The sequence below is a fragment of the Variovorax sp. PDC80 genome (assembly GCF_900115375.1).
Classification (GTDB): domain Bacteria; phylum Pseudomonadota; class Gammaproteobacteria; order Burkholderiales; family Burkholderiaceae_C; genus Variovorax.
The window spans coordinates 994,367-1,018,565 of record NZ_FOWG01000001.1; the positions used below are offsets into that span (position 1 = coordinate 994,367).

A 24,199-nucleotide genomic window follows, 5' to 3' on the forward strand; every position below is an offset into this window, starting at 1 on the left:
ATGAATCAGCGAAGGGAAAAGAAACGGTTGGACAGCACCAGCACCGTGATCGACAGCAGCGAGGTCACGATCACCAGCAGCAGCGCGAGGTCGTCGTGGCCGGCCTGCACGGCGTCGTAGATCGCCATCGACAGGGTCTGGGTCTGTTGCGGAATCGAGCCGGCCACCATCAGCGAGGCGCCGAACTCGCCCATGGCGCGCGCGAACGCCAGCAGCGTGCCGGCCAGGATGCCGGGCCAGGCCAGCGGCAGGGTGACGCGAACGAACACCGAGAAGCGCGACTGCCGCAAGGTGCTGGCCGCGGCCTCGAGCGAGCGGTCGACGCCCGCGAAGGCGGCGCTGGCCGACTTGAGCACCAGCGGCAGCGCGACCACGGCCGAGGCCACCACGGCGCCATGCCAGCTGAAGATGATGGTGTAGTCGAAGTGCTCGCGCAGCCAGGCCCCGAGCGGGCTGCGCCGGCCCGCCACCACCAGGATGCCGTAGCCGATGACCGTGGGCGGCAGCACCAGCGGCAGCATGAACACCGCCTCGAGCACGCTGTGGCCCCAGAAGCGCTTGCGCGCGAACAGCCAGCCCAGGGCCAGCCCGACGACCAGCGCGAGCACCGTCGCCACGCTGGCGACCTGGATCGACAGCACCAGCGGATGCCAGTCGGTCTGCGTGATGAGCGATTGCGTCGTGTTCATGAAGATACGGCGTAATTGTTGCATGACGCGCCGGCACGGCTCGGCGATGGAACACGGGTTCCAGGTTTTATTAGGGTAAATCCAGTGTGCATCGGGGGTGCGAAGGGTGCACATCCGGAGGCTCCTCCATATACTGGCAGATACAGCGTCGCAGACCTTTACCCCCGGGGCCGCGGCGCCAGATCCACCCCATGTCCCACGAGGACCCCGACCGACCGCCGACCATGCGCGCCTCAGCCCACGACACCGTTGTCCGCTCGATCTCCGGCCGGCCCGAGCTGCGCCAGGTGACGCAGGTCCAGGAATGGCGCGTCGAGCGCACGCTCGACGACGACGGCGGCGTGGTGCTGTCGATCGTGGCGCCGGGCGGCGAGAGCCAGTCCTTCCTGGTCGGCCAGGCCGACGCGCACGACATCGGCGAGGTGCTGCGCCGCAAGGCCGCCTGGGTCGAGCGGCTCGAACACGGGGAACCGCAGCGCTGACCATGAGGTGGCGCCACATGACGGGTGCCGAGCGCATCCTCGAAGTGCTGCTGACGCGGCGTTCGGTCTCGCCGCGCCGGCTGCGGCCGCCCGGCCCCAATCCCGAGGAGCTCGACGGCCTGCTGCAGGCCGGCCTGCGCGCGCCCGACCATGGCGCGCTGCACCCCTGGCGCGTGATCGAGTTCAGGCCCGCGAGCCGCGAGGCGCTGGCCGACTGCTTCGAGCAGGAGAAGCTGCGCCGCGACCCGCTCGCGAGCCCGGTCGACCTGCGCCGCGCGCGCGAACATGCGATGCGGCCGCCGCTGCTGCTGGCCTTCGTGGTCTCGCCGCGCCCGCGCAGCCAGGTGCCAGCGCGCGAGCAGTGGCTCAGTGCCGGCGCGGCGCTCGGCAACATCCTGAGCGCTGCGCACCAGCTCGGCTACGGCGCGATCGTGCTGAGCGGCGAGCGCTGCTTCGACGAGACGCTGGCACGCCAGCTCGGCGTGCAGCCCGGCGAGGAGCTGGTCGGCTTCATCAGCGTGGGCACGATCGCGGAAGCACCGCCGCAGCCGCGCGAGACGCTGTCGCAGAACGTGTGGTCGTGCTGGCAGGGCGAGGCGCCGTGGGTGGCGTCGCCCGGCGCGCTGCCGCCGCCGGAAGCCGGCTAGCGCATCCGGTCGTCGGAGCGGGTCTCGGGCAAGCGCTCGAGCCGCGCGCCGAACCAGCCCACGCGCTCGGTCTCGCGCACGTCGAAGCGCGGCACGTAGGGCTTGATGTCGAGCACCGGGGTGCCGTCCATCATGTCGTTGCCGCTGAAATGCAGGATGCGGCCCTCCACCGCCGTGAGCCGCACGATCGACAGCCCGAGCCGGTTGGGCCGCGCGGGCGCGCGGGTGGCGAAGACGCCGTGCGAGGCATCGTCGAGGAAGGGCACGACCTCGAGCTTCTCGTTCTCGCAGGCATGCAGCCGCGTGATCAGGATCAGGTAGTCGAAGCCCTCGATGTCGCGCAGCCCCGGCGCGAATTCGGGGTGGACCTCGACACGGCCCGTCTCCTCGGGCGCGCCCGCGGTCTGGATCGGCATGCCGGTGGCCTCGGTGAAGCGGCTGCGCACCACGCCCACGGGGCGCAGCACGATCTCGTCGCGCGCTTCGGCGCTCATGGCGCGAGCAGCCGCGTGAGCGCGCGGATGTCGGCGGCCGTGGCCAGCCGCGCGGCGTTCTCGATCGCGCGGTAGTGCTTGACGATCTCCTCGCCCACGGGCGTGAGCGCCGTGCCGCCGCCGTGCGAGCCGCCGGCGGCGGTGTTCACCGCGGGCGAGCTCAGCGCATGGTTCATCTCGTCGATCAGCATCCAGGCGCGCCGGTACGACATGCCCAGCAGCCGGGCCGCGCCCGAGATCGAGCCGGTCTCGGCCACGGCCTCGAGCACGGCGATCTTGCCGGGGCCGATGGCGATGACGTCATCGCGGTAGACGCGCAGGCGGAACTGGACTTTGGATTTCATGGCGGACGGAAAAAGCGCGGACGTGGGCGAGAAGGGTAAACGATGCGGCGACCGGGCCGGCCGCCGGATTACCCGATGGCGCGGCCTCGCCCGTCGAAGTCGTCATGTCAGAATGAACACAGCGCCAGGGCCGACCCACGCCGGCCCGCTATCGGATGAGGAATCGAACCATGCGCCCCCTGTCCCTCGAAGCCCGCGGCAGCACCACGCGCCGGCTGCTCGGCATCGCCGCGATCGTCGCCCTGCTCGCGGGCTGCGCCGGCACGCCGCCCACCGCACCGGCCGCGGCCACGGGCCATGGCCCCTCAACCAGCGACGAGGCCTCGCCGGCCTTCACGGTCTCGGGGGCGGTACTCAAGAGCGCGCGCTTCGACCTCGCCGAGCTGCGCGCCATGCCCGCGACCACGCTCACGGTGGGTGCCGACACCTACACCGGCGTGAGCCTGTGGTCGCTGCTCAACGATCCCGCGGTCGGGCTGCAGGCCGATGCGCGCGTGCGCAACCCGCTGCTGTCGATGTACGTGGTGGCCATCGGCAGCGACGGCTACCGCGCGGTGGTGTCGCTGGGGGAGATGTCGCCGGAGTTCGGCAACAAAACGGCGCTGCTGGCCTATGCGCGCAACGGCATGCCGCTGGGCCGCAACGGCGCGGCGCGCCTGGTGGTGGCCGGCGACCAGAAGCCGGGCCGCTCGGTGGCGCGGCTGGCCGCGATCGAGGTGTTCGCGGCGCAGCCTTCGGGGCGCTGACGATGAGGCCGGGGCCGCGGGCCCCGGCGGGGGTTCAGTGGAAGAACTTGGCCGCGCTGATCAGCGTCTTGTAGACGCCCCAGGCCAGCGGAATGCCCACCGCCGCCCAGGCCAGCACCACGACCGCCGGGCTCACCGTGTCGGCACGGCCCGAGCCCTCGCCCACTTCGGAGGCCGCGGCCTTCTCGTGCGCGAGCTTCTTCTCGATGGCGAGTTCGGCATCGCTCATGAAGTGCTTGTCGGCCACCGGGCGCACCAGCAGGTTGGCGATGAAGCCGATCACCAGCATGCCCACGAGGATGTACATGGTCTGGTTGTAGACCTGCTCGCGCGGCAGGCCCAGGCCGAGCTGGTACTCGCGCATGTAGTTCACGACCACCGGGCCGAGGATGCCGGCCGTGGCCCAGGCCGTCAGCAGGCGGCCATGGATGGCGCCCACGAACTGGGTGCCGAACAGGTCGGCCAGGTAGGCCGGCACCGTGGCGAAGCCGCCGCCGTACATCGAGACGATGATGCAGCAGGCGCCCACGAACAGCAGCTTGCTGCCTGCGCCGGCCGACGAGGGAATGCTCGCGTAGAGCACCGCGCCGAGCACGAAGAACACGGTGTAGGTGAGCTTGCGGCCGAGCTTGTCGGACAGGCTGGCCCAGACGAAGCGCCCGCCGATGTTGAACAGCGACAGCAGCGCGGTGAAGCCGCCGGCCACGACCGCGATGGCCGCGAGCTGGGTCTTGTCGAGTTCGCCGAACTTGCCCGGCAGGTCGATCAGCGCGCCGCCGAACACTTCCTGCAGCATCGGCGAGGAGATGCCGATCACGCCGATGCCGGCGCTCACGTTCATGCACAGCACCAGCCACACGAGCCAGAACTGCGGAATGCCCCAGACCTTCTTCACGTGCACGTGGCGCTGCGTGATCATGGCGTTGCTGGTCTGCGCGGGCGGAGGCGTCCAGCCGGCCGGCTTCCAGCCCGTGGGCGGCACGCGGTAGCCGAGCGCGCCGGCCATCATGAAGACGAAGTAGCCGATCGCCATCACGACGAAGGTCTGCATCACGCCGACGTCATGGGCGTCCGAGAAACGCTTCATGAGGTCGACCGCGAGCGGCGAACCGATCATCGCGCCGCCGCCGAAGCCCATGATGGCCATGCCGGTGGCCATGCCGCGGCGGTCGGGGAACCACTTGATCAGCGTGCTGACCGGCGAGATATAGCCCAGGCCCAGCCCGATGCCGCCGATGACGCCCGAGCCGAGGATCATGAGCCAGAACTGGTGCAGGTGGATGCCCAGCGCCGACAGCAGCATGCCGCCGCACCAGCACAGGGCCGACACCACGCCGGCCTTGCGCGGACCCGCGCGTTCGAGCCAGCCGCCCCACAGGGCCGCCGAGCAGCCGAGGAAGACGAAGAACAGGGTGTACATCCAGCCCAGCGTGGCCACGCGCCAGTCGCAGTTCGTGGCGAACAGCTCGGCGAAGAAGCTCATCTCGCGCGCGCAGGCCTGGGCGCCGGTGCCGGCAGTGGCGAGCGCCTTCGACAGCGGCAGCCAGAACACCGAGAAGCCATAGGCCATGCCGATGCACAGGTGGATGGCCAATGCTGCAGGCGGGACCAGCCAGCGGTTGTAGCCGGGGCCGGCGATGATGCGTTCCTTGTCGAGGAAGCCGGGCGCGGCGCCCGAGCCTTGGATGCGATCTCCCTCGAGAACGCCTGCAGTTGAACCTGCCATATCACTCCTAAATTGCCGGATCTGGAAAAACGGACTGTTGAAAATTTCCGGCGGCGGAGTGTGGGCGGCGCGGCCATGCGCCGTCAAATTCGATCGGCGCATGGGCCGATTCAAGAACTAAATGGCGACCGCCATCCGCGCCATCCGCGCTACTCGCCCAGCGTGCCGCTGTGCAGCGCGGCCTGGGCGAGCCACTCTGGCGTCTGCAGGAAGGCCAGCGCGGCCTCGAGGGCGCGCGAGGCACGCACGCCGTCCTGGGTCATGAAGCCGATCGGGGTGAGAACCTCGGGTGCCACCAGCGGCAGGGCCTCGAGCTCGCGGTAGCTGCGCACGGCCGCGACCATGGCGCCGGGCAGCACGCTGCTGACCGTGCCGGCGATGACGGCCAGCACGAGCGCGAGCACGGAGTTGGTCTCGATGGCCGGTGCCACGACGGTGCCGACGGCCTCGCGCAGTGCCTGGTCGACGATGGCGCGGTTGTGCATGTCGGGCGTGAGCAGGCACAGCGGCAGCTTCGCGGCCTCGGCCCAGGCCAGGGGCTTGCCGATGCGCAGCTGGTCGTCGGAGGGCACGGCGGCGCGGCGCAGAAGAAAGTAATGCTCGATGCTCTGCGGCCAGGCGGTGAGCTTGATGCCGGGCATGTGCATGCGCTCGGTGTAGCCGAGCGCGAGGTCGACCGAGAGGCTCTCGAGGCCGGTCTCGAGTTCCTGCGAACTCATGGAGATGACGCCGGGCACGATGCCCGGATGGCGCTGGTGCAGCATGGCCGCGAAGCGCGAGAGCATGGGTATCGCCGTGGGCACGGCCGCCATGCGCAGGCTGCCGCGCGGTTCTCCGGCCTCGCTGCGCAATTCCTGCAGCAGCACTTCGTTGTCGCGCAGCATGCGTTGCGCGGTGGCGAGCACGCGTTCGCCCTCGTGCGTGAGGCCGACGTAGACGCGGGCGCGCTTGACGATGACGACGCCGAATTCGGACTCGAGCGCGCGCAGGGCGTTGGACAGCGCGGGCTGGGTGATGTGGCAGGCGGCGGCGGCGCGGCCGAAATGCTTGTGTTCGCTGAGGGCTACGAGGTAGCGCATGGAGGCGAGGAGGTTCATCTCGCTGTCCTTGCTTCTATGTGCTGTTGTTCGGGGTGCTGCTGTTCGGGGCGCGTGCACAGGACAGCGGGTACTTCCCTCCGCGAATGTCCCCCGCCTTCGGCTCCTCCTTGATTTCGCTGCGGGAAGCACCCACTGCCCTGTGCACGTGGGCGCAGTCGTTGTGCCGGCCGGTTCAACCGCCCTGCCCCAGGCTCACGTCGATGGGGTACTCCCCGCAGCGAAATCAAGGAGGAGGCCGCAGGCCGGGGGACATTCGCGGAGGGGAGTACCCCATCGGCGTGAGCCCGCTCCCGCACGTAGCTCCACCGAAAAGAAGCACGACCCACCAAGCCCCCGAAACCCATCCTAGGTACTCTTGCTGACCGTGATCGTCGGAAACTTCGCCGAGAAATCCTTGGCCTTCTCGGCAATGCCCACCGCCACCTGCAGCGCCACGGCACGGTAGAGCCCGGCAATCTCGCCCTCGGGATCGGCCACCACCGTGGGCTTGCCGCTGTCGGCCTGCAGCCGGATGTCGATCGACAAGGGCAGCGCGCCCAGGTAGGCCATGCCGTCCTGTTCGGCCAGCTTCTTGCCGCCATCGGCGCCGAAGATGTGTTCGACATGGCCGCAGTTCGAGCACACGTGCACCGCCATGTTCTCGACCAGGCCGAGGATCGGCACGCCGACTTTCTCGAACATCTTGATGCCCTTTTTGGCGTCGAGCAGCGCGATGTCCTGCGGCGTGGTCACGATCACCGCGCCGGTCATCGGCACGCGCTGGCTCAGCGTGAGCTGGATGTCGCCGGTGCCCGGGGGCATGTCGACGATCAGGTAGTCGAGGTCCTTCCAGTTGGTCTGGCGCAGCAGCTGCTCGAGCGCCTGCGTGGCCATCGGGCCGCGCCAGATCATGGCCTGGTCGGCGTCGACCAGGAAGCCGATCGACATCACCTGCACGCCGTGGTTCTCCAGCGGCTCCATGGTCTTGTTGTCGGTGCTTTCGGGGCGGCCCTCGATGCCCATCATCATCGGCTGGCTCGGGCCGTAGATGTCGGCGTCGAGCAGGCCCACGCGCGCGCCCTCGGCCGCCAGCGCCAGCGCCAGGTTGGCCGCGGTGGTGCTCTTGCCCACGCCGCCCTTGCCCGAGGCCACGGCCACGATGTTCTTCACGTTGGGCATCAGTTGCACGCCGCGCTGCACCGCATGGCTGATGACCTTGGTCGTGATGTTGACCGACACGTTGTCCACGCCCGGCACCGTCTTGGCCGCGGCCACCAGCGCCTTGCGCAGCGCCGCATGCTGGCTCTTCGCGGGATAGCCGAGCTCGATGTCGAAGGACACGTCGCCCTCCGAGATCTGCAGGTTCTTGAGCGCGCGGGTGGACACGAAGTCCTTGCCGGTGTTGGGGTCTGCGACGCTCTGGAGGGCGTTCGAGATCGCCTCGGGGGTGATGGCCATTGATCTAACTCCTGGAAGGCGGGTAGTCTAGTGCGCCCCGTCGGGGCCGACTCCCAACGCTTCGAATAACCGAAAAATGCCAGAGACAAGCCCCGCGACGACCGGCCTGCTGCTCACCGGCGGCGGCGCCCGCGCCGCCTACCAGGTGGGGGTGCTGCAGGCCATCGCCGAGATCCGGCGCGCGGCCGGCGCCGCCGGTGGCGGCAACCCCTTTCCGGTCATCACCGGCACCTCGGCCGGTGCCATCAACGCGGCCGTGCTGGCCTGCGGCGCCGACGACTTCGACGCCGTGGTGGCCCACATCGCGCAGTTCTGGGGCGAGTTTCGCGCCGGCCAGGTCTATCGCGCCGACTCGCTCTCGGTCATCGGCAGCGGCGCGCGCTGGCGCATGCTGCTGGGCCTGGGGCGCTTCGCGGCCAACTGGATGCGCGTGAAGCCGCGCTCGCTGCTCGACAACACGCCGCTGTCGGAGATGCTCGAGCGCATGGTGCCGCTGGACCGCCTGCCGAAACTGATGCAGCAGGGCCACCTGCAGGCGCTGGCGGTCACGGCCTCGAGCTACAGCTCGGGCGAGCACGTGACCTTCTTCGAGTCGGGCACGCCGATGGCACCCTGGGTGCGTTCGCAGCGGCTGTCGGTGGGCTGCCGCATCTCGCACGCCCACCTGCTGGCCTCGGCCGCGATCCCCTTCGTGTTCCCCGCCACGGCGCTGCCGATGGAAGGCCACACCGAGTACTTCGGCGACGGCTCGATGCGCCAGTCGGCCCCGATCGCCGCGGCCATCCACCTGGGCGCGCAGCGCATCGTGGTGATCGGCGCGGGCCGCATGCACGAGCCGCGCGAGGCGCCCGCGCCCAACACCCACAGCGGCTACCCGACCATGGCGCAGATCGCGGGCCATGCGCTGTCGAGCATCTTCCTCGACGCGCTCGCGGTCGACATCGAGCGCCTGCGCCGCATCAACCACACGCTGGGCCTGATCCCCGAGGAGGCGCGCGCTGCGAGCGCGCTGCGCCCGATCGACCTGCTGGTGATCTCGCCCTCGGAACGCCTCGACGTGATCGCCGCGCGCCACGTCGACGCCCTGCCCGGCGCCGTACGCCACCTGCTCGGCGGCTCGCAGGTCGCGGCCGACGTCAAGGGCGGCGCGCTCGCGAGCTACCTGCTGTTCGAGTCGGGCTACACGCGCGAGCTGATGGCGCTCGGGCATGCCGATGCGATGCGGCAGCGCGAGGAGGTGCTGCGCTTCTTCGGCTGGAAGGAGACGAAGCAGCCGGAATCGACGGCCGCCTGAGTGCCGACCGCTCAGCCCTCCTCGGAAATCCCGAGCTCCGAGCACACCCGCCCGAGCAGCGCCTTGAGCTGCGCTACCTCGGTCTCGAGCCGCGCCACGTTGGCCTTGAGCGCCGCCACCTCGCCCAGCGAGACATCGTGCGCGGCGCGCGGCGCCTCGTAGCCGCCCGCGGGTGCGACCTCCTCGGCCGGCGTGCCGCTCAGCAGGTGCGCCCAGCGGCTCTCGCGCGCGCCGGGCAGGCGTGCAAGCTTCACCACCAGCGCGCCGGCCGAACGCTCGGACAGCTCGTCGAGGAAGCCCTCGACCGAAGAGATGTCGGCGAAGTTGTGCATGCGGTCGCAGGCGATGCGCAGCTCGCCCGCGGTCTGCGGGCCGCGCAGCATCAGCACCGTGAGCAGGATCACCGACTGCGAGGGAATGCGCAGCACGCGGTCGATGTTGTGTTCGTAGCGCCAGGCGCGGCCGCCGCTGGTCTCGGCCACCAGGCTGTAGCCCTTGAGGCTGTCGATCGCGGCCTGCACCTGCGACTCGCTGAGTTCGAGCACCGGGTTGCGGCTGGTCTTCTGGTTGCAGCCCGACACCAGCGCGTTGAGCGTCAGCGGATAGCTGTCGGGCACGGTGCGCTGCTTTTCGGCCAGCACGCCGAGGACGCGGGTTTCGACAAGGGACAGGACGGGCAGCGCAGTGGTCATGGCTCGGCAGGAAAACGAAGGGGAACGGGATTCAGGGCGAAACGACCGCGAGTATGGGCCCGAGCTCGCGCACGAAGTCGCTGCGCCCGAGCGCGGTCGAATGCAGGGCCGAGACGGTGCCGTCGAGATAGAGCGCGTCGCGGCAGTGCAGCACGTCGCGGAAGTAGAGCGCGAACTCGTGGAAGTTCACGGGCGTCTCGCTGAGCACGAAGATCGCCGTATGGCCCGACACGCCGACGCCGTTGCGGATCTTGCGCGAGGGCGAGTCGACGATGAACGAGCGATGCACTGCGCCATGGCGCAGCAGCAGCGGGCCCGACTGGGTGGCGATCGACAGGCCGCGCAGCCGCGGCGCGAGCGCCGGGTATTCCGACGACTCGATCACGCGCGGCCCCTCGTCCGACACCAGGAACACGCCGTTGGGCTGGAGGAAGAAATTGCCGGTGCCGGCCTCGAGGTTGAGCGGCGACTCCTCGCGGCCCTCGCGCACCAGCAGGCCCACGGGCGCGAAGTCGGCGTGGTACATGCCGGCATTCACCGCGAAGTCGAGCCGGCGCCCGCGCTCGGCCAGCCAGGCCTGCAGCCGGTCGAAGCGCTTGAAGGCGATGCCGCTGTCGTCGTTGAGGAACAGCGAGAGCCGGTCCTTGCGCAGGTCGACGCGCACTACCGTGTAGCGCGCCGGCTCGGCGCGCGCCGACGCGGCCAGGCCCAGCACGAGCCCCGCCACCAGCATCGACAGCCACAGCAGGCGCCTGGGCATCGGGATCGTCGCCGGTGCGGCGTGCCTCAGGCGTTCTGGATGCGCGCCACCAGCGCCTTCGTGAAGGCCTCGGTGCCGGCGCTGCCGCCCAGGTCGCCGGTGCGCACCTGGTCGATGTTGAGCGTGTCGTCGATGGCCTGGCGCAAGCGCGTGGCGAGCTCGGGCAGCTTGCAGTGATCGAGCATCAGCGCGGCCGCCAGCATCAGCGCGATCGGGTTCGCAATACCCTTGCCCGCGATGTCGGGCGCCGAGCCGTGCACGGCCTCGAAGATCGCGGCATTGGTGCCGATGTTGGCGCCGGGCGCCATGCCCAGGCCGCCGACCAGGCCCGCCACCAAGTCCGACAGAATGTCGCCGAACAGGTTGGTGGTGACCAGCATGTCGAACTGCCAGGGGTTGAGCACCAGCTTCATCGCGCAGGCGTCGATGATGACCGTGTCGAGCTCGAACTGGCCCTTGTACTTCTTCTCGTAGAGGTCGAGGCCGGTCTCGAGGAAGATGCCCGTGAGCGCCTTCATGATGTTGGCCTTGTGCACGATCGTGACCTTCTTGCGGCCGGTGGCCACGGCGGTCTGGAACGCGTACTCGAGGATGCGGCGGCTGCCCTGGCGCGTGTTGATGCCGGTGGCCATGGCCACGGCATGCGGGTCGCCGTCGATCGGCACGTAGTGCTCGTGGCCGATGTACAGGCCCTCGAGGTTCTCGCGCACCACCATCAGGTCGATCTTGTCGAAGCGCCCGCCCGGGATGATGGTGCGCGCCGGGCGCAGGTTGGCATAGAGCTCGAACTCCTCGCGCAGCCGCACGTTCGACGAGCGGTAGCCGCCGCCCGAGGGCGTCTCGAGCGGGCCCTTGAGCGCGAGCCGGGTGCGGCGGATGCTGTCGAGCGTGGCCGCGGGCAGCGGATCGCCCGAGGCCTTGACGCCGCCCAGGCCGGCGATCTGGCGGTCCCATTCGAAGGGCGCCTTCAGTGCATCGAGCGCGGCCAGCGTGGCGTCGACGATCTCGGGGCCGATGCCGTCGCCGGGGATCAGGGTTGCGGGAATGGGGGTGGTCATGAGGGGCGCCCTTGGTCGAGGAATGGGGAGTCGCGGCCGCCGGGGCGCGCGGAGGCCGAAGAATAACGCCGGGCCCATGGCACCGCCTTGACGAGGCCCGGCGCCGCGAGGGTCATTCGCGGGCCAGCCAGGCCAGCGCCTCCTCGCGGCTGTCGAGGAAACGGCAATAGCGGCCCTGGCGGGCCTCGCGCAGGTATTCGGCGAAGCGCTCGCCATGCTCGGCCGCGGGCGACACCACCACGGCCGCGCGCAGGCGGTAGGTCTGCAGCTTCTCGAGGAATTCGCCCGCGAAGCGGGTGCGCAGCGCGAAGAAGGCCGGCGGCAGCACGGCCTCGTCGAGCAGCACGCGGTCGGTGTCGTGCTCGAAGCAGGCGCCGACCACGTCGGTGGCCTCGCGGGCGTCGGTCAGCGGATGGGTCCATTCGACGATGCGCGCCGGGCCGTGGACGAGCAGCGCGTGTCGGGCGGGCGTGTTCATGGCGCGATCTCCTGGTCGAGCAGCGACGCCCGCGCCACGACCCGCCCCGGCGCCAGCAGCGCGCCCGGCGCGATCACCGCGTTGGCGCCGATGCGCGCGCCATCGCCGACCAGGGCGCCGAACTTCTCGCAACCGGTGGGCCGCAGCGTGCCGTCCGCGCCGCGCACCAGGATCTCCTTGGCGGCGCGCTCGTTGCGGTGGTTGCAGACGATGCTGCCGGCCTCCAGGTTGACGCCCGCGCCCAGCACCGAATCGCCGACGAAGTTGAAGTGCGCGAGCGCGGTGCCCGCGAACACGAAGGAGGACTTGAGCTCGGCGCCCGGCCCGATGCTGCAGCGCGCATCGAGCCAGTTGCCGCCGCGCAGGTAGGCACCCGCGGCAATGAAGCAGCCCGGCCCCACGACCAGCGGGCCCTTGAGCACCGCGCCGGGCTCGACGGTGGCGCTGCGGTGCACGGCCACGTCGCCGTCGATGGCATAGTCGACGGCCGGCAGCGCCGCCAGCAGCCGGCGCACGATGGCCGGCGCCTGCGACGGCAGCGCCCAGGGCGCCAGCGCGGCCCAGGGTGCGAGCGGCGAGGCGGCCAGGGTAGCGACGTGGGCCTGGAGAAGATCGGAGTCGGCAAGCTTCGGCATGGGGTCGATGCTGCCATCGAACCCGCCGGAACGCGGCGCCACCTAAAATGCCCGGTTCTCCCGCTGCGTCGCTTCCGACGCTCCCGCAACTCCGAAAGCGCCTCCCCCGATGTCCGCCCCGCGCAAGCTCTTCGTCACCACCGCCCTGCCGTACGCCAACGGCAAGTTCCACATCGGCCACATGATGGAGTACATCCAGGCCGACATCTGGGTGCGGAACCAGCGAATGAACGGTGCCGACGTCAACTTCGTCTGCGCCGACGACGCGCACGGCGCGGCGATCACCATCGCGGCCGACAAGGCCGGCGTGACGCCGCAGGCCTTCGTGGCCGAGATCGCCGCGGGCCGCAAGCAGTACCTCGACGGCTACCACATCGCCTTCGACAACTGGCACTCGACCGACGGCCCCGAGAACCACCAGCTGGCGCAGGACATCTACCGCGACCTGCGCGCCAACGGCCTGATCAGCACCAAGAGCGTCGAACAGTTCTACGACCCCGAGAAGGGCATGTTCCTGGCCGACCGCTTCATCAAGGGCGAGTGCCCGAACTGCCACTCGAAGGACCAGTACGGCGACAACTGCGAGGTCTGTGGCGCGGTCTACGCGCCCACCGAGCTGATCAACCCCTACTCGGCGCTGTCGGGCGCCAAGCCCGAGCTGCGCAGTTCCGAGCACTTCTTCTTCAAGCTGTCCGACCCGCGCTGCGAGGCCTACCTCAAGGAATGGACCGCCGCGCCCGGCCACGTGCAGCCCGAGGTGCAGAACAAGATCCGCGAGTGGCTCTACAAGGACGACGAGGGCAAGGGCGGCCTCGGCGACTGGGACATCAGCCGCGACGCGCCCTACTTCGGCATCGAGATCCCCGATGCGCCGGGCAAGTACTTCTACGTCTGGCTCGACGCGCCCGTGGGCTACCTGGCCTCGCTCAAGAACCTGCTCGACAAGCGCTGCATCGAACTGGGCGGCGACGGCATCTCGTACACCGAGTACATGGCCGACCCCGAGCTCGAGCAGGTGCACTTCATCGGCAAGGACATCATCACCTTCCACACGCTGTTCTGGCCCGCGATGCTGCACTTCAGCGGCCGCAAGGCGCCCGACGCGGTCTACGTGCACGGCCACCTGACGGTCAGCGGCGAGAAGATGAGCAAGAGCCGCGGCACCGGCATCGACCCGCTCAGGTACCTGTCGCTCGGCCTCAACGCCGAATGGCTGCGCTACTACATCGCGGCCAAGCTCAACGGCCGCAACGAGGACATCGACTTCAACCCCGAGGACTTCGTCGCGCGCGTCAACAGCGACCTGGTGGGCAAGTACATCAACATCGCGAGCCGCGCGGCCGGCTTCATCGGCAAGCGTTTCGGCGGCAAGCTGGGCGAGGTGTCGGCCGATGGCGACGCGCTGCTGTTCGCGCTGCGCGAGGCGGCCGGCGAGGTCCATGCGCTCTACGACGGCCGCGACTACGCACGCGCGCTGCGCGAGGTGATGGCGCTGGCCGACAAGGTCAACGAGTACGTCGACCAGAACAAGCCCTGGGAACTGGCCAAGAAGGAAGGCGCCGAGGCGCGGCTGCACGACGTGTGCACGGTCTGCATCGAGGCCTTCCGCCTGCTCACGCTGTACCTCAAGCCGGTGCTGCCGGCGCTGGCCGCGAACGTCGAGGCCTTCCTGAAGATCGCGCCGCTCGCCTGGACCGATGCCGCGCAGGCGTTGCCCGCGGGCCATGCGATCGGCGAGTACAAGCACCTGATGCAGCGTGCCGACGCCAAGGTGGTCGACCAGCTGTTCGACGCGCCCGAGCCGGTGGCGGCCCCCGCCGCAGAATCCGCGGCGGACGCGCTGCCCGGCGGCGAAGCCATCGCGCCCACCATCGGCATCGACGACTTCGTGAAGATCGACCTGCGCATCGCGAAGATCGTGGCCTGCGAGAAGGTCGAGGGCTCGACCAAGCTGCTGCGCCTCACGCTCGATGCCGGCGAAGGCAAGACCCGCAACGTGTTCAGCGGCATCGCCTCGGCCTATCAGCCGGAACAACTGGTGGGCAAGCTCACGGTGCTGGTCGCGAACCTCGCGCCGCGCAAGATGAAGTTCGGCGTCAGCGAAGGCATGGTGCTCGCCGCCAGCCACGCCGACGAGAAGGCCCAGCCGGGCATCCACGTGCTCGAGCCCTGGCCTGGCGCCACGCCCGGCATGCGCGTGCGCTGAATCCCGCGTTCTCCCGAAGAGGTCCCGCCATGACGACACCGCTGCCGATGTTCTTTCGCGCCACCCTCGCGGCGGCGTTGCTGGCCGTGCTCGGCGGCTGCGCGGTGGTCTCGGTGGCGAGCACCGCGGTCAGCGTGACCGCGGGCGCCGTGGGCCTCGCGGCCGACGCGGCGATCGGCACCGCGCGCATCACCGGCAAGGCGGTGGGCGCGGCGGCCGATGCGGTGATTCCCGACGGCGACAAGTAGATGGGCGCGGCGTTCGGGCCTATGCGGCCTGCGCGCCCACCAGCCGCGCCATCTGCACCTTGCTCGTGACGCCCAGCTTGGCATAGACCTGCCGCAGGTGATGGCGCACCGTGGCCGGCGAACTGCCGAGCGTGCGCGCCACCATCTTGTAGCTCTGCCCCTGCGCGAACAGCCGCGCCACCTCGGCCTCGCGGCGGCTCAGCAGCGTGAGGGCGGCCGATGCCGGCACCGGTGCCTCGTGCAATCCCAGCCCCTGCACCAGCACCAGGTGCGGCATCAGCAGCTCGACCAGCGCCTGCGCGCGCGCACCGAGGCCGGCCGCCTCGCGGCTGTAGAGCGACAGGTGCATCCACCACGGCGAACCGGGCGCGGGCACGATCACGCTGAGCGCCTGGCCGATGCCATGGTCGGCCGCGAAGGCGCGCATCGAGGCCACGGGCGGCAGCTCGTGCGCGGCCAGTGCGACGCCATGGCCGGGCTGCGCCATGGCGGCCGGCACCACGGGATCGATGTGCCGCACGCGGCACCAGTCGTTCACGAAATCGGGCGCCAGGCCGCGCGTGTGGCCGCCCTGCGGCCGCAGGGTGCCGGCCTCGAACAGCGAGCGGCCGAACCAGGCACCGTCGAAGGCGATGTGGCGCGCCAGCCAGTCGAGCAGCGCGCCCGCGCCCAGCCGCTCGGGCTCGGCGGCCAGCGGATAGAGGCCGAGCAGCATCGCACCGAGCTGTTCGGCGGGAACGCCCGACATCGACGGAAAAGCCTGCTGCGCCATGCGGCGCGATCTTAGGCGTGCCCGGTGCGTCCGGGGCGCGGAGATTCCCGCATCGTTCATCTGAACGACTGCCGCGACGGGCCACGCCCACCTACGCTGCGGGCGGCCTTTCACTCCAACGAAGACACAGGACCCCGCCGCCATGCATCTCGCCGACTACAGCCGCCTCGACGCCACCGCGCTCGCCGACGCCATCCGCCGCAAGGAGACCACCGCCGCCGAGGCGCAGCGCTGCGCGCGCGAGGCCGCGGCCGCGCTGAATCCGCGGCTCAACGCCATCATCGAGCTGTTCGACGCGCCGCTCGCGCACGAGGCGCAGGGTCCGTTCGGCGGCGTGCCCTTCCTCATCAAGGACCTGGTGCTGCAGGCCGAGGGCGTGCGCTGCCAGGCCGGCAGCCGGCTGTTCGGCCCGGGCCTGCCCGCGCCCGCCGACAGCGCGCTGATGGCGCGCTTCCGCCGCGCCGGCTTCGCCACGCTGGGGCGCACGCACACGCCCGAGTTCGGCTTCAACGCCACCACCGAGAGCGCCTTCGGCGGCGCCACGCGCAACCCCTGGAACCCGGCGCACAGCACGGGCGGCTCCAGCGGCGGCTCGGCCGCGGCGGTGGCCGCGGGCATCGTGCCGGTCGCGCATGCCAACGACGGCGGCGGCTCGATCCGCATTCCGGCCGCGGCCTGCGGCCTGGTCGGGCTCAAGCCCAGCCGCGGCCGCGTCAGCGCGGGCCCGGGCTACGGCCTGCCGCTGATGGGGCTGGGCATCGAGGGCGTGGTGTGCCGCACGGTGCGCGATGCCGCCGGCGCGCTCGACGCGATGCACGGCCCCGAGCTCGGCGATCCCTTCCTGATGGCGCCGCCCGCGCAGCCCTATGCACAGGCCATCGGCACGCCGCCGCGCCGGCTGCGCATCGCGGTCACGACGCAGTTCCCGGGCACGCAGCCGGCCGCGCGCGCCTGCGTCGAGGCGGTCGAGGCCACGGCGGCGGTGCTCGCCGACCTGGGTCACGTCGTGGAATGGGCCACGCCCGCCTATGCGCACGAGGCCTTCCTCGCGGCCACGCGCACCTTCTGGTCCTCGTTCCTCGCGGCCGGCGTGGCGGGGGTGGCGCAGGCGCTGCAGATCACCGTCGACCAGGCGCTGGCCCAGGTGCAGGCCTGCACGCGCGCCACCGCCGAGCACGGGCTGCGCCTGAGCGCGCTCGACCTGGAACTGGCGCTGATGCAGATGAACGCGGTGTCGCGCGAGGTCGCGCCCTTCTTCGCGCGGCACGACATCCTGCTCTCGCCCACGATGCGCACGCCGCCGGTGGCGCTGGGCGTGCTCGACCAGGACGACGCCGCGCGCGATGCGCAGGGCTTCTTCGACCACCTGTTCGACTACGCCGCCTGCACCCCGCTGGCCAACCTCACGGGCCAGCCCGCGATCTCGCTGCCGCTGGCGGTGGCCGGCGACCTGCCGATCGGCGTGCAGTGCATGGCGCCGATGGGCGACGAGGCCACGCTGCTGCAGCTGGCCGCGCAGCTCGAGCAGGCGATGCCCTGGTCGGCGCGGCGGCCGGCGCTGCACGCGGCGGCCTGAGCGTTCACCAGCGCACGTTGACCCCGGCGCTCGCCTGCACCGAGGCGCGCGAGCGCAGGCCGCCGCCGAGCGCGAAGCGGCGGCCCAGTTCGCCGTAGACGCTGACCGCGGGCCCGATGCGCCACGAGAAGCCGCCCGCGAGCTCGGCCGCGCTGCCGCTGGCACTGCTCGCGATGTCGGTGGACGCGGCCGGTCCCGCGAAGCGCGCGATGTCGGCGCCCGCGGCCATCCGGTAGAGGTTGATCCGGCCATAGGGCTCGACCACGCCCTCGCCCGCGGCGATGCGGCCCTTCAGCCGCAGGCCGGCGCGCGCCATCCAGCCGTTGGCGCTGTCCTGCGACACCACCGCGGCCGGAATCAGTGCCTCGTCGATCGAGCGGCTCTGGTGGATCAGCTGCAGCTGCGGCTCGAGCGCCCAGCCCGCGCCGAGCTCGAAGGACTGGCCGATCTCGAGCGAGGCCACGGTGCTGCGCCCCTTGCCCTCGATCGGCAGCGCGGCCAGCGGCTGCGCCGTGTAGTCGTGGCGGCCGAACTGCAGCACCGCGTCGGCATAGAAGCCGCCGGGCTCGGCAAAGGTGGCGTAGCCGCCGATGTAGCGGCTGCGCAGGTCGGTGCGGCCGATCGCGCCCCACAGGCCGCTCGCGAAGCCCTGCACCTGCGCCTTGCCCTCGAGCTGGCCGACGTAGACGCCGGCGCGCCATGCGGTGCCGGCCCAGAGGTCGGTGCCGGCCTGGAAGCCGCTCAGGTGCATCTCGCTGCGCGGATCGACCGCGCCGCGCTGCGCCAGCGTCGGGTCGGCCACGATGACCCGGCCCCAGGCGCGGCGCATGGGCGGGCCGTCGCCGGCGGCCTGTGGCGCGCCGCTGCGCTGGTGCAGGTTCGAGAGCATCGTGAGGTCGCTCTCGCGCAGCTGCGCGGGCAGCGCGGCGAGCATCGGCACCTGCACGCGGTAGGCCGGGCGCTCGACCGGCGCGGGTGCCGGCGGCAGCGTCGGCGGGGGCGCGGGCGGCTGCGGGTTGCCGCCGCCGGACGAAGGCGGCGCGGGGGGCGGAGGGGGTGGCGGCGGGGGCGGCGTCACCCCCACGCTCGAGCGCAGGTACCAGTTCTCGCCGAGCCCCTGCGCATCGGCCGCGTGCAGCCGGTATTCGAAGGCACCCGCATCCACGTGGCCGCCCACGAGCGCGAAGGCGTCGCGCGTGGTCTGCGCGGTGGTGGTGGCGCCGTTGATCGCGCTCACGACCTCGATGCCGTCGCCGGTGGTCAGCGCGCCCAGGCCGCCGAGGTTGACGATCTGCACCTGGGTGCGGCCCGTCACGCTGGCGGCCGCGTTGGCGCGCAGGCCGGTCGCGGTGGCGCTCACGGTGCCGGCCTTCAGGGCGCGGGTCTCCTCGCGGACGCCGCCGTCGATCACCAGCCGGTCGCTGAGGCTGCCGCTGTCGCCGAGCCGGGTGCCCAGGCGCAAGGTGCCGTCCTGCCCCACATAGGGCCCGCGCACGGTCAGCCGCGTGCCGGGCTCGGTGCCGACCAGCGACACCGTGCCCGCCACCGTGAGTCCGGCCACGGTCTGGTCGTGGCCCGCGAGGTCGAGCGTGCCGCCGCGGCGCACGTCGTGGTGCGAGGCCTCGCTGAAGGTGTTGGCGCGGCCCGCGCGCAGCACGCCCTCGTCGACCGCGGTGACGCCGCCGTGGTCGTTGCGGCCCGCGAGCACCAGCGTGCCGGGGCCGGTCTTGAGGATGCCGCCCGGGCCTTCGATGCCCACGTTGAAGGTGGCGGTGACGCCCGCGTCGACGCGCACCGGCGCCTCGGGCAGCTGCGGCACCAGCCGCCCGGGCAGCGAGCCCTCGGCGTGCGAGCCCTCCTCGAGCCGGTAGCCGTCGCTGCGGAACTGCATGCCCTTGAAGTCGAACAGGCCGTCGATGGTGACCGCCCCCGCGCGGCCCTGGAAGATCGCCATGTTGCCGTTCCAGGCCTCCGCGTTGCGCCCCGCGATGTCGGTCCATTGCGGCTCGAGGTAGCGCCAGTTGCCGTCGCCGCCCGCGACCACGCCGTCGCCGGCCGTTCCGCCGCCGTCCCAGAACTGGTTGGTGCCGACCGCGCCGCCGCTGACCTCCAGCTCCACCGTCGAGCCGCGCACGTGCACCGCGTGCGTGAAGTCCGTGGGCATGGCGCCGAGCTCGAGGCCGTTGTCGGCGATGCTGCCGTCGACCCGCATCAGGGTCTGCACGCCGTTGCCGTAGCCGACGCGCTCGCTGACGTCGAGGCTGCCGTCGAGCGTGAGGTTGCCGGCCACGGTGACGAGGTCGCCGGCGCCCGGCACGCCCGGCGTGCCGAGGTCGTAGTGCAGCCGGCTGCCGGGATCGAGCGCCAGGTCGCCGAGCACGGCGAAGGTGCCCACGCCGCCGTCGCCGGGCGCCAGCGTGCCGCCCGCGCGCACCGTGGCCGCCTTCACCTGTCCGAGGCCGCCCAGCGTGGCGCCGCCGGCCACCTCGACCGTGCTGCGCGGCAGCGCGCCGTTGACCAGCAGCGTGCCGCCGAGCACGCGCGTGCGGCCGTCGGTGTCGTGCGCGCCGCCGAGCGCCAGGGTGCCGGCGTTCTCCTTGTCGATCGCGATGCTGCCGCCGATGGCGCCGTCGTAGGCCACGCGGCCCGGGCCGCGGTCGAACACCACGCGGCCGAAGCCCGAGAGGTTGCCGGTGACGGACCCGGCGTTCGCGCCGTCGCCCACGCGCAGCGTGCTGCCCAGCACGATGTCGCCGCTCTGGGTGTTGTCGCCGGTCAGCGTGACCGGGCTCGAGACCTCGAGCCGGCCCGGGCCGGAGATCGCCGCGCCCAGCACCAGCGGCGCCGTGCCGGCGCGCGAGATTTCCAGCGTCGAGCCCGGCGTGGCGAGCACGATGCGCTCGGCCACCAGCGCATCGACCGGGGTCTCGCCGATCACCAGCACATGGCCGTCGGCGGTGCTCGCCTGGCCGATCTGCAGCGTGCCCGCGCTCACGCGCGCGCCCTCGTCGAGCTGCATCATCCCGGTGCCGCTGCGGCCGATCTGCAGCTCGCCCGCGACGTTCAGTGCACTGCCCGCGCCGCTCAGCGAGACGGTGTGTTCGGTGCCGCCGCCGCCCTGCGAGACGAAGCGAGCGGCATTCACGATGCCGCCGCTGCCGATGCGCAGCAGGGTCTGCACGTCGCGGCCGTCGCTGCTGCCGAGGTTGAACAGGCCCGTGTCGAGCCGGCCCGCGCCCTCCACCACCATCAGCGTGCCATTGGAGGCATCGACCGAGGCCGCGCTGGCCGGGCCCGAGACGATGCCGACGACGGTGCCGGGCACCAGGTTCACCGTCACGGCCGTGCCGGCGCCGGGCACGCCAGCGCTCCAGTTGGCGGCGTTGAACCAGTCGGCGCGCGCCATGTCGGCATAGGGCGGCGCGGAGGTCCACGCGCTCTGCGCGACGGCGCGCGGCAAGGCGGACGCGCACACCAGGCCGGCGACGGCGGCGGCGATCAGGGTCGGCGTGAAGACGGCACGCGGCCGGGAAGCAGGTGTCATGGCGAGGAGGCGCGAAGGGGTGGAACGACCCGTGCGCGCGGGGCCTGGCGGGCCTGTGCGATGCGCAGCGGGGGCTGCGTTCGAATCTAGGAAAACGGGGCGCGCGGCGCGCCCCATAAAGATGGCGGTCGCTACGCGAGCGGCAGCCGCAGCACCACGCGCGTGCCGGGCTCGGCCTTCTCGATGCGCAGCTCGACGCCGGCCTGCGCGGCGCGCTGGCGCATCGAGCGCAGGCCGTTGCCGCGCGCCTCGCCGAGGCCGCAGCCGTCGTCGCGCAGCACGATCTCGATGGCATCGCCACCGACCGTCGTGCTGACCGCCGCGCTGACCGCGAGCACGCGTGCGCGTGCGTGCTGCAGCACGTTCGAGATCGCCTCCAGCAGCATGTACTGCAGGTGCCGCGTGGCCTCGTCGGAATCGCAGCGCCAGCGCGGCAGGTTCGCCACCGACCAGTCGAGCGCGAGCCCCGCGGCTTCGATGCGCGGCTGCAGCCGGAAGCGCATGCTCGCGAGCAGCGCGTTGGCGTCGCCGGCCGGCAGGTTGATGGCATCGATCGACAGCCGCAGCTGGTCGAGCGATTCGCGCAGGGTCTGCATCACCTCCGACTTGGTGGCCACGCCGCGCTCGAGCTGCAGCATGGCGGTGATCAGGTGCGCGCCGGCGCCGTCGTGCATGTCGCGCAGGATGCGCGCGCGCTCGGCCGCCACCGTGCTCGCATGCTCGAGCCGGCGCAGCTCGGCATGCTTGTCGGCCAGCTCGGCCTCGCGCAGGCGGATGCGGTCCTCGAGCGACAGGTGCAGCTGGCGCAGCTCCTCGCGCGTGCGCTGGAAGCGGATGCCCACGATGGCGAGGATCGCGAGGCTCACCAGCACGGCCGCGAACTTGGTCCAGCCGGCCTCGTCGAAGCGCTCGACCAAAAGCCGCGCGATCACGCTGTCGCGCACCAGCGCGACCCAGCCCGCGACCAGGATCAGCAGCATCCAGGCGCGCTCGCCGGCCCGGTGGCGCCAGGTCTCCCAGCCCAGCCGCAGCGACAGCGCCAGCCAGCCGGCCACCAGCAGCAGGATCCAGCCGAGCACCCAGTTCTGCGTCTGCTGCAGCGTGCCGAGCGCCAGCGCCACCGGGCCCAGGCCCAGCACGCCCCAGACCAGCCATTGCTCGCGCCGCGGCCGGCCGTGCCAGACCTGCCGGATCACGAGGTAGGTGGCGATGTGGCCGAGCCAGAACACCGCGAGCACCACCTTGAACCAGCTCGGCCAGGCGAGCAGGCCCTCCTCCCACCAGGTGGCGGCGATGCGCAGGCTCCACAGCGCCTCGCACAGCGCGGCCCAGCCGTAGACGGCCTCGCGCTGCTGCGCCCACAGCATCAGGCAGAACACCGCCACCAGCAGGCTGAACAGCGTGATCACGCGCGGCAGGGTGACGTGGCGCCATTCGAGCGCGTCCCACTGCGGCTGCAGCAGGCGCTCGGCGCCCAGGCGCACCGGCGCGATGCCGGCGCGGCGCGAGGGATCGGCGCGCACCGCGATCTCGAGCAGGTTCTCGCCGTCGCGCAGCAGCGAGGGCGGCACGCGCAGCCACAGCGGGCGGCGGTTCGACCAGCCGTCGTTGATCTGCTCGAGCTTGCCGGCGGCCGCGATCACCTGGCCGTTGAGCTTCACGCGGTAGGCGTTGCCGATGCGGCTGACGAGCAGCGCCTGCGGCTCGTCGGCATGGCCCGCGGGCGCGTCGAAGCGGATGCGCAGCTGGGCCCAGCCGAGGGCGCGCGGCCAGTGGGCGTCCCAGTGCAACGGCAGCGTGACCTCGGCCGGCGGCGGCGAGGCGCGGCCGACGAAGCGCACCTGCAGTTCGCCACGGTCGAGGGCGAGCACCTCGCTGGCGGCCCCCCCCGTGGCGGGCATCAGCAGCATGGCCACCAGCGCGAGGACGGCGAGCAGCAGGCGGCGCATCAGCCCAGCATGCGCCCCAGCAGCCCCATGCGGCTGGCCTCGAACACGGCCTCGCCGCGCGAATGCACCGCGAGCTTGCTGTAGAGGTTCTTGATGTGGCCCTGCACCGTGTGCTTGGTCACGCCCTGCAGGCGCGCGATCTCGCCGTACGAATAGCCGCGCGAGATCAGCTCGAGCACTTCGGTCTCGCGCGGGGTCAGCATCATGGCGGCGGCCGGGTCGGGGGCGGCCGATGCGGCGGGCTTCGCCTCGCCGCCGCGCACGTGCAGCAGCAGCTTGCGCGCGATCATCGGCGAGATCGGCGAGGCGCCGTGCTTGATGTCGACGATCACCTGCGCGATGTCGGCCGGCGAGGAATCCTTCTGGATGTAGCCCACCGCGCCCGCGCGCACGCAGTCGAGCACCGTGTCCTCGTCGCCGAAGACCGAGACCACCAGCACCTCGCAGGCCGGCTGGCTGCGCACCACCTGGCGCAGCAGCTCGAGCGCATGGCCGTCGGGCAGCGCGAGGTCGGTCAGCAGGATGTCGGCCTGGTGGCTGTCGAACCAGGCCACGGCCTCGGCCATCAGGCCCAGCGAGGCGACCAGCTCGAGCTCGGGATGGGCCGCGATGCAGGCCTCGAAGAAATGCCGGACCTCGGCATCGTCCTCGAGCAATGCGACGCGCCAGCGCAGCGCGGAGGAGGAAGCGGCGGGGATGGCGGCGGCGTCGGGCATGGCGGTGGCGCCGAGCTTAGTCGGCGCCGCGCGCTTCGCGCCCCCCATTTTCATGGGGTGACCAGGGCGCGTTCGCGGCCTCAGGGCGCGTTCGCGGCCTCAGGGCGCCTCGGTGCCGCGGTCGGGCGACGAGCCGCTGCGCACCACGCGCTGGTCGTCGTTGAGCACCGCGGTGAACACCATCGGCGAATTGGGCGGCTGCAGCCAGCGCCATTCCCATTCGTACTCGCGGCGCAGCGGATAGGGCGTGACCTTGGCCGGCTTGCCGAGCATCTTGCGCAGGTCCTCCATCGCCATGCCGTTCTTCACGCGCGCGAAGTTCTCGGGCGTGAGCACCTGGCGCAGCGCGCTCATCTTTCCATCGGCGCCGATGGTGACCATGTAGTTCTTCTGGCCCTGGGGCTGGCGGTTGTATTCGAACACCCGGCCGCCGGGCGCATCCCAGACGTTCTCGGGTTCGCCGAAGCGCGCGCGCACGTCGGCCTCGGTCGACACGCCCTCCTCGAGCTGCTCGATGCGCTGCGAATCGCAGCCCGCGACGAGGGCCGCCACCGCCGCCAGCCACACGGCCGCCACCCCGATCCGCCAGACTCGTACCTGCCCCAT

Annotated in this window: 23 protein-coding genes; 7 read left to right on the forward strand and 16 right to left on the reverse strand. The window is 71.6% G+C overall.

Annotated features, from left to right (window positions below; all coding sequences use genetic code 11):
- Positions 1-5 precede the first annotated feature (5 nt).
- Positions 6-689: a molybdate ABC transporter permease subunit gene (modB, locus tag BM109_RS04490; protein ID WP_093340902.1), complete on the reverse strand. Its 684-nt coding sequence runs from the start codon at positions 687-689 to the stop codon at positions 6-8.
- Positions 690-880: 191 nt separating this feature from the next.
- On the opposite strand from modB, the gene BM109_RS04495 reads away from it, so the two are divergent.
- Complete coding sequence (locus BM109_RS04495; RefSeq protein WP_256222344.1) at positions 881-1,171, forward strand: hypothetical protein; 291 nt, start codon at positions 881-883, stop codon at positions 1,169-1,171.
- A 17-nt stretch (positions 1,172-1,188) separates the two neighbouring features.
- Positions 1,189-1,818 carry a nitroreductase family protein gene (locus BM109_RS04500; RefSeq protein ID WP_256222345.1) on the forward strand — a complete coding sequence of 210 codons (630 nt, stop codon included), beginning with the start codon at positions 1,189-1,191 and terminating at the stop codon, positions 1,816-1,818.
- On the opposite strand, the gene tsaA is transcribed toward BM109_RS04500, so the two are convergent.
- Complete coding sequence (gene tsaA / locus BM109_RS04505; protein WP_093340905.1) at positions 1,815-2,312, reverse strand: tRNA (N6-threonylcarbamoyladenosine(37)-N6)-methyltransferase TrmO; 498 nt, start codon at positions 2,310-2,312, stop codon at positions 1,815-1,817. The genes BM109_RS04500 and tsaA overlap by 4 nt on opposite strands.
- Positions 2,309-2,656 (reverse strand): winged helix-turn-helix domain-containing protein, encoded by a 348-nt coding sequence (locus BM109_RS04510; protein ID WP_057592932.1) that lies wholly within the window; start codon positions 2,654-2,656, stop codon positions 2,309-2,311. Before BM109_RS04510 ends, tsaA begins: the two co-directional genes overlap by 4 nt.
- A 170-nt stretch (positions 2,657-2,826) precedes the next feature.
- Between BM109_RS04510 and BM109_RS04515 the strand changes: the two genes are divergently transcribed.
- On the forward strand, positions 2,827-3,402 hold the full coding sequence (locus BM109_RS04515; RefSeq protein ID WP_093340907.1) for a molybdopterin-binding protein: 576 nt from the start codon (positions 2,827-2,829) through the stop codon (positions 3,400-3,402).
- Between the two features lie 34 nt (positions 3,403-3,436).
- Here the strand turns inward: BM109_RS04515 and BM109_RS04520 are convergent, their stop codons facing one another.
- The 3 genes from BM109_RS04520 to apbC form a co-directional block, all read right to left on the reverse strand.
- The gene (locus BM109_RS04520) at positions 3,437-5,128 is read right to left on the reverse strand and encodes an OFA family MFS transporter (protein ID WP_093340909.1); all 1,692 of its coding nucleotides are present in this window, start codon (positions 5,126-5,128) and stop codon (positions 3,437-3,439) included.
- A gap of 149 nt (positions 5,129-5,277) precedes the next feature.
- Positions 5,278-6,225, reverse strand: a complete 948-nt coding sequence (locus tag BM109_RS04525; RefSeq protein ID WP_093340911.1) for a LysR family transcriptional regulator — start codon at positions 6,223-6,225, stop codon at positions 5,278-5,280.
- Between the two features lie 348 nt (positions 6,226-6,573).
- The gene (gene apbC, locus BM109_RS04530; RefSeq protein WP_093340913.1) at positions 6,574-7,665 is read right to left on the reverse strand and encodes an iron-sulfur cluster carrier protein ApbC; all 1,092 of its coding nucleotides are present in this window, start codon (positions 7,663-7,665) and stop codon (positions 6,574-6,576) included.
- Positions 7,666-7,741: 76 nt separating this feature from the next.
- Between apbC and BM109_RS04535 the strand changes: the two genes are divergently transcribed.
- Positions 7,742-8,959: a patatin-like phospholipase family protein gene (locus BM109_RS04535; RefSeq protein WP_093340915.1), complete on the forward strand. Its 1,218-nt coding sequence runs from the start codon at positions 7,742-7,744 to the stop codon at positions 8,957-8,959.
- 11 nt (positions 8,960-8,970) lie between these two features.
- Here the strand turns inward: BM109_RS04535 and BM109_RS04540 are convergent, their stop codons facing one another.
- From BM109_RS04540 to BM109_RS04560, 5 genes are all read right to left on the reverse strand, one after another.
- Positions 8,971-9,651, reverse strand: a complete 681-nt coding sequence (locus tag BM109_RS04540; protein WP_093340917.1) for a YceH family protein — start codon at positions 9,649-9,651, stop codon at positions 8,971-8,973.
- Between the two features lie 31 nt (positions 9,652-9,682).
- Complete coding sequence (locus BM109_RS04545) at positions 9,683-10,411, reverse strand: phosphodiester glycosidase family protein (RefSeq protein ID WP_093340919.1); 729 nt, start codon at positions 10,409-10,411, stop codon at positions 9,683-9,685.
- A 26-nt stretch (positions 10,412-10,437) separates the two neighbouring features.
- On the reverse strand, positions 10,438-11,469 hold the full coding sequence (locus BM109_RS04550) for an isocitrate/isopropylmalate dehydrogenase family protein (protein WP_093340921.1): 1,032 nt from the start codon (positions 11,467-11,469) through the stop codon (positions 10,438-10,440).
- Positions 11,470-11,581: 112 nt separating this feature from the next.
- Positions 11,582-11,947, reverse strand: a complete 366-nt coding sequence (locus BM109_RS04555; RefSeq protein WP_093340922.1) for a DUF4180 domain-containing protein — start codon at positions 11,945-11,947, stop codon at positions 11,582-11,584.
- Positions 11,944-12,582, reverse strand: a complete 639-nt coding sequence (locus BM109_RS04560) for an LbetaH domain-containing protein (RefSeq protein WP_093341258.1) — start codon at positions 12,580-12,582, stop codon at positions 11,944-11,946. The genes BM109_RS04555 and BM109_RS04560 overlap by 4 nt, the downstream gene beginning before the upstream one ends.
- Positions 12,583-12,691: 109 nt before the next feature.
- Here BM109_RS04560 and metG point away from each other — a divergent pair, with 109 nt between their 5' ends.
- Positions 12,692-14,788 (forward strand): methionine--tRNA ligase, encoded by a 2,097-nt coding sequence (gene metG / locus BM109_RS04565; protein ID WP_093340924.1) that lies wholly within the window; start codon positions 12,692-12,694, stop codon positions 14,786-14,788.
- Between the two features lie 29 nt (positions 14,789-14,817).
- Positions 14,818-15,036, forward strand: a complete 219-nt coding sequence (locus BM109_RS04570; RefSeq protein ID WP_177239243.1) for a hypothetical protein — start codon at positions 14,818-14,820, stop codon at positions 15,034-15,036.
- Positions 15,037-15,055: 19 nt separating this feature from the next.
- Here the strand turns inward: BM109_RS04570 and BM109_RS41570 are convergent, their stop codons facing one another.
- Positions 15,056-15,808 (reverse strand): response regulator transcription factor, encoded by a 753-nt coding sequence (locus BM109_RS41570; RefSeq protein WP_256222347.1) that lies wholly within the window; start codon positions 15,806-15,808, stop codon positions 15,056-15,058.
- A 142-nt stretch (positions 15,809-15,950) separates the two neighbouring features.
- Between BM109_RS41570 and BM109_RS04580 the strand changes: the two genes are divergently transcribed.
- Complete coding sequence (locus tag BM109_RS04580; RefSeq protein ID WP_093340927.1) at positions 15,951-17,384, forward strand: amidase; 1,434 nt, start codon at positions 15,951-15,953, stop codon at positions 17,382-17,384.
- A gap of 4 nt (positions 17,385-17,388) precedes the next feature.
- On the opposite strand, the gene BM109_RS04585 is transcribed toward BM109_RS04580, so the two are convergent.
- The 4 genes from BM109_RS04585 to BM109_RS04600 all read right to left on the reverse strand — a co-directional run bounded on the left by BM109_RS04585 (position 17,389) and on the right by BM109_RS04600 (position 24,199).
- Positions 17,389-20,928, reverse strand: coding sequence for an autotransporter family protein (locus tag BM109_RS04585; protein WP_093340929.1), 3,540 nt, complete (start codon positions 20,926-20,928; stop codon positions 17,389-17,391).
- A gap of 131 nt (positions 20,929-21,059) precedes the next feature.
- Entirely contained in the window at positions 21,060-22,877 is a 1,818-nt protein-coding gene (locus tag BM109_RS41150; RefSeq protein ID WP_093340931.1) for a sensor histidine kinase, read from the reverse strand.
- Positions 22,877-23,647, reverse strand: coding sequence for a response regulator (locus BM109_RS04595; RefSeq protein ID WP_256222348.1), 771 nt, complete (start codon positions 23,645-23,647; stop codon positions 22,877-22,879). Before BM109_RS04595 ends, BM109_RS41150 begins: the two co-directional genes overlap by 1 nt.
- 45 nt (positions 23,648-23,692) lie before the next feature.
- Positions 23,693-24,199, reverse strand: a complete 507-nt coding sequence (locus BM109_RS04600) for a YjgB family protein (protein WP_256222349.1) — start codon at positions 24,197-24,199, stop codon at positions 23,693-23,695.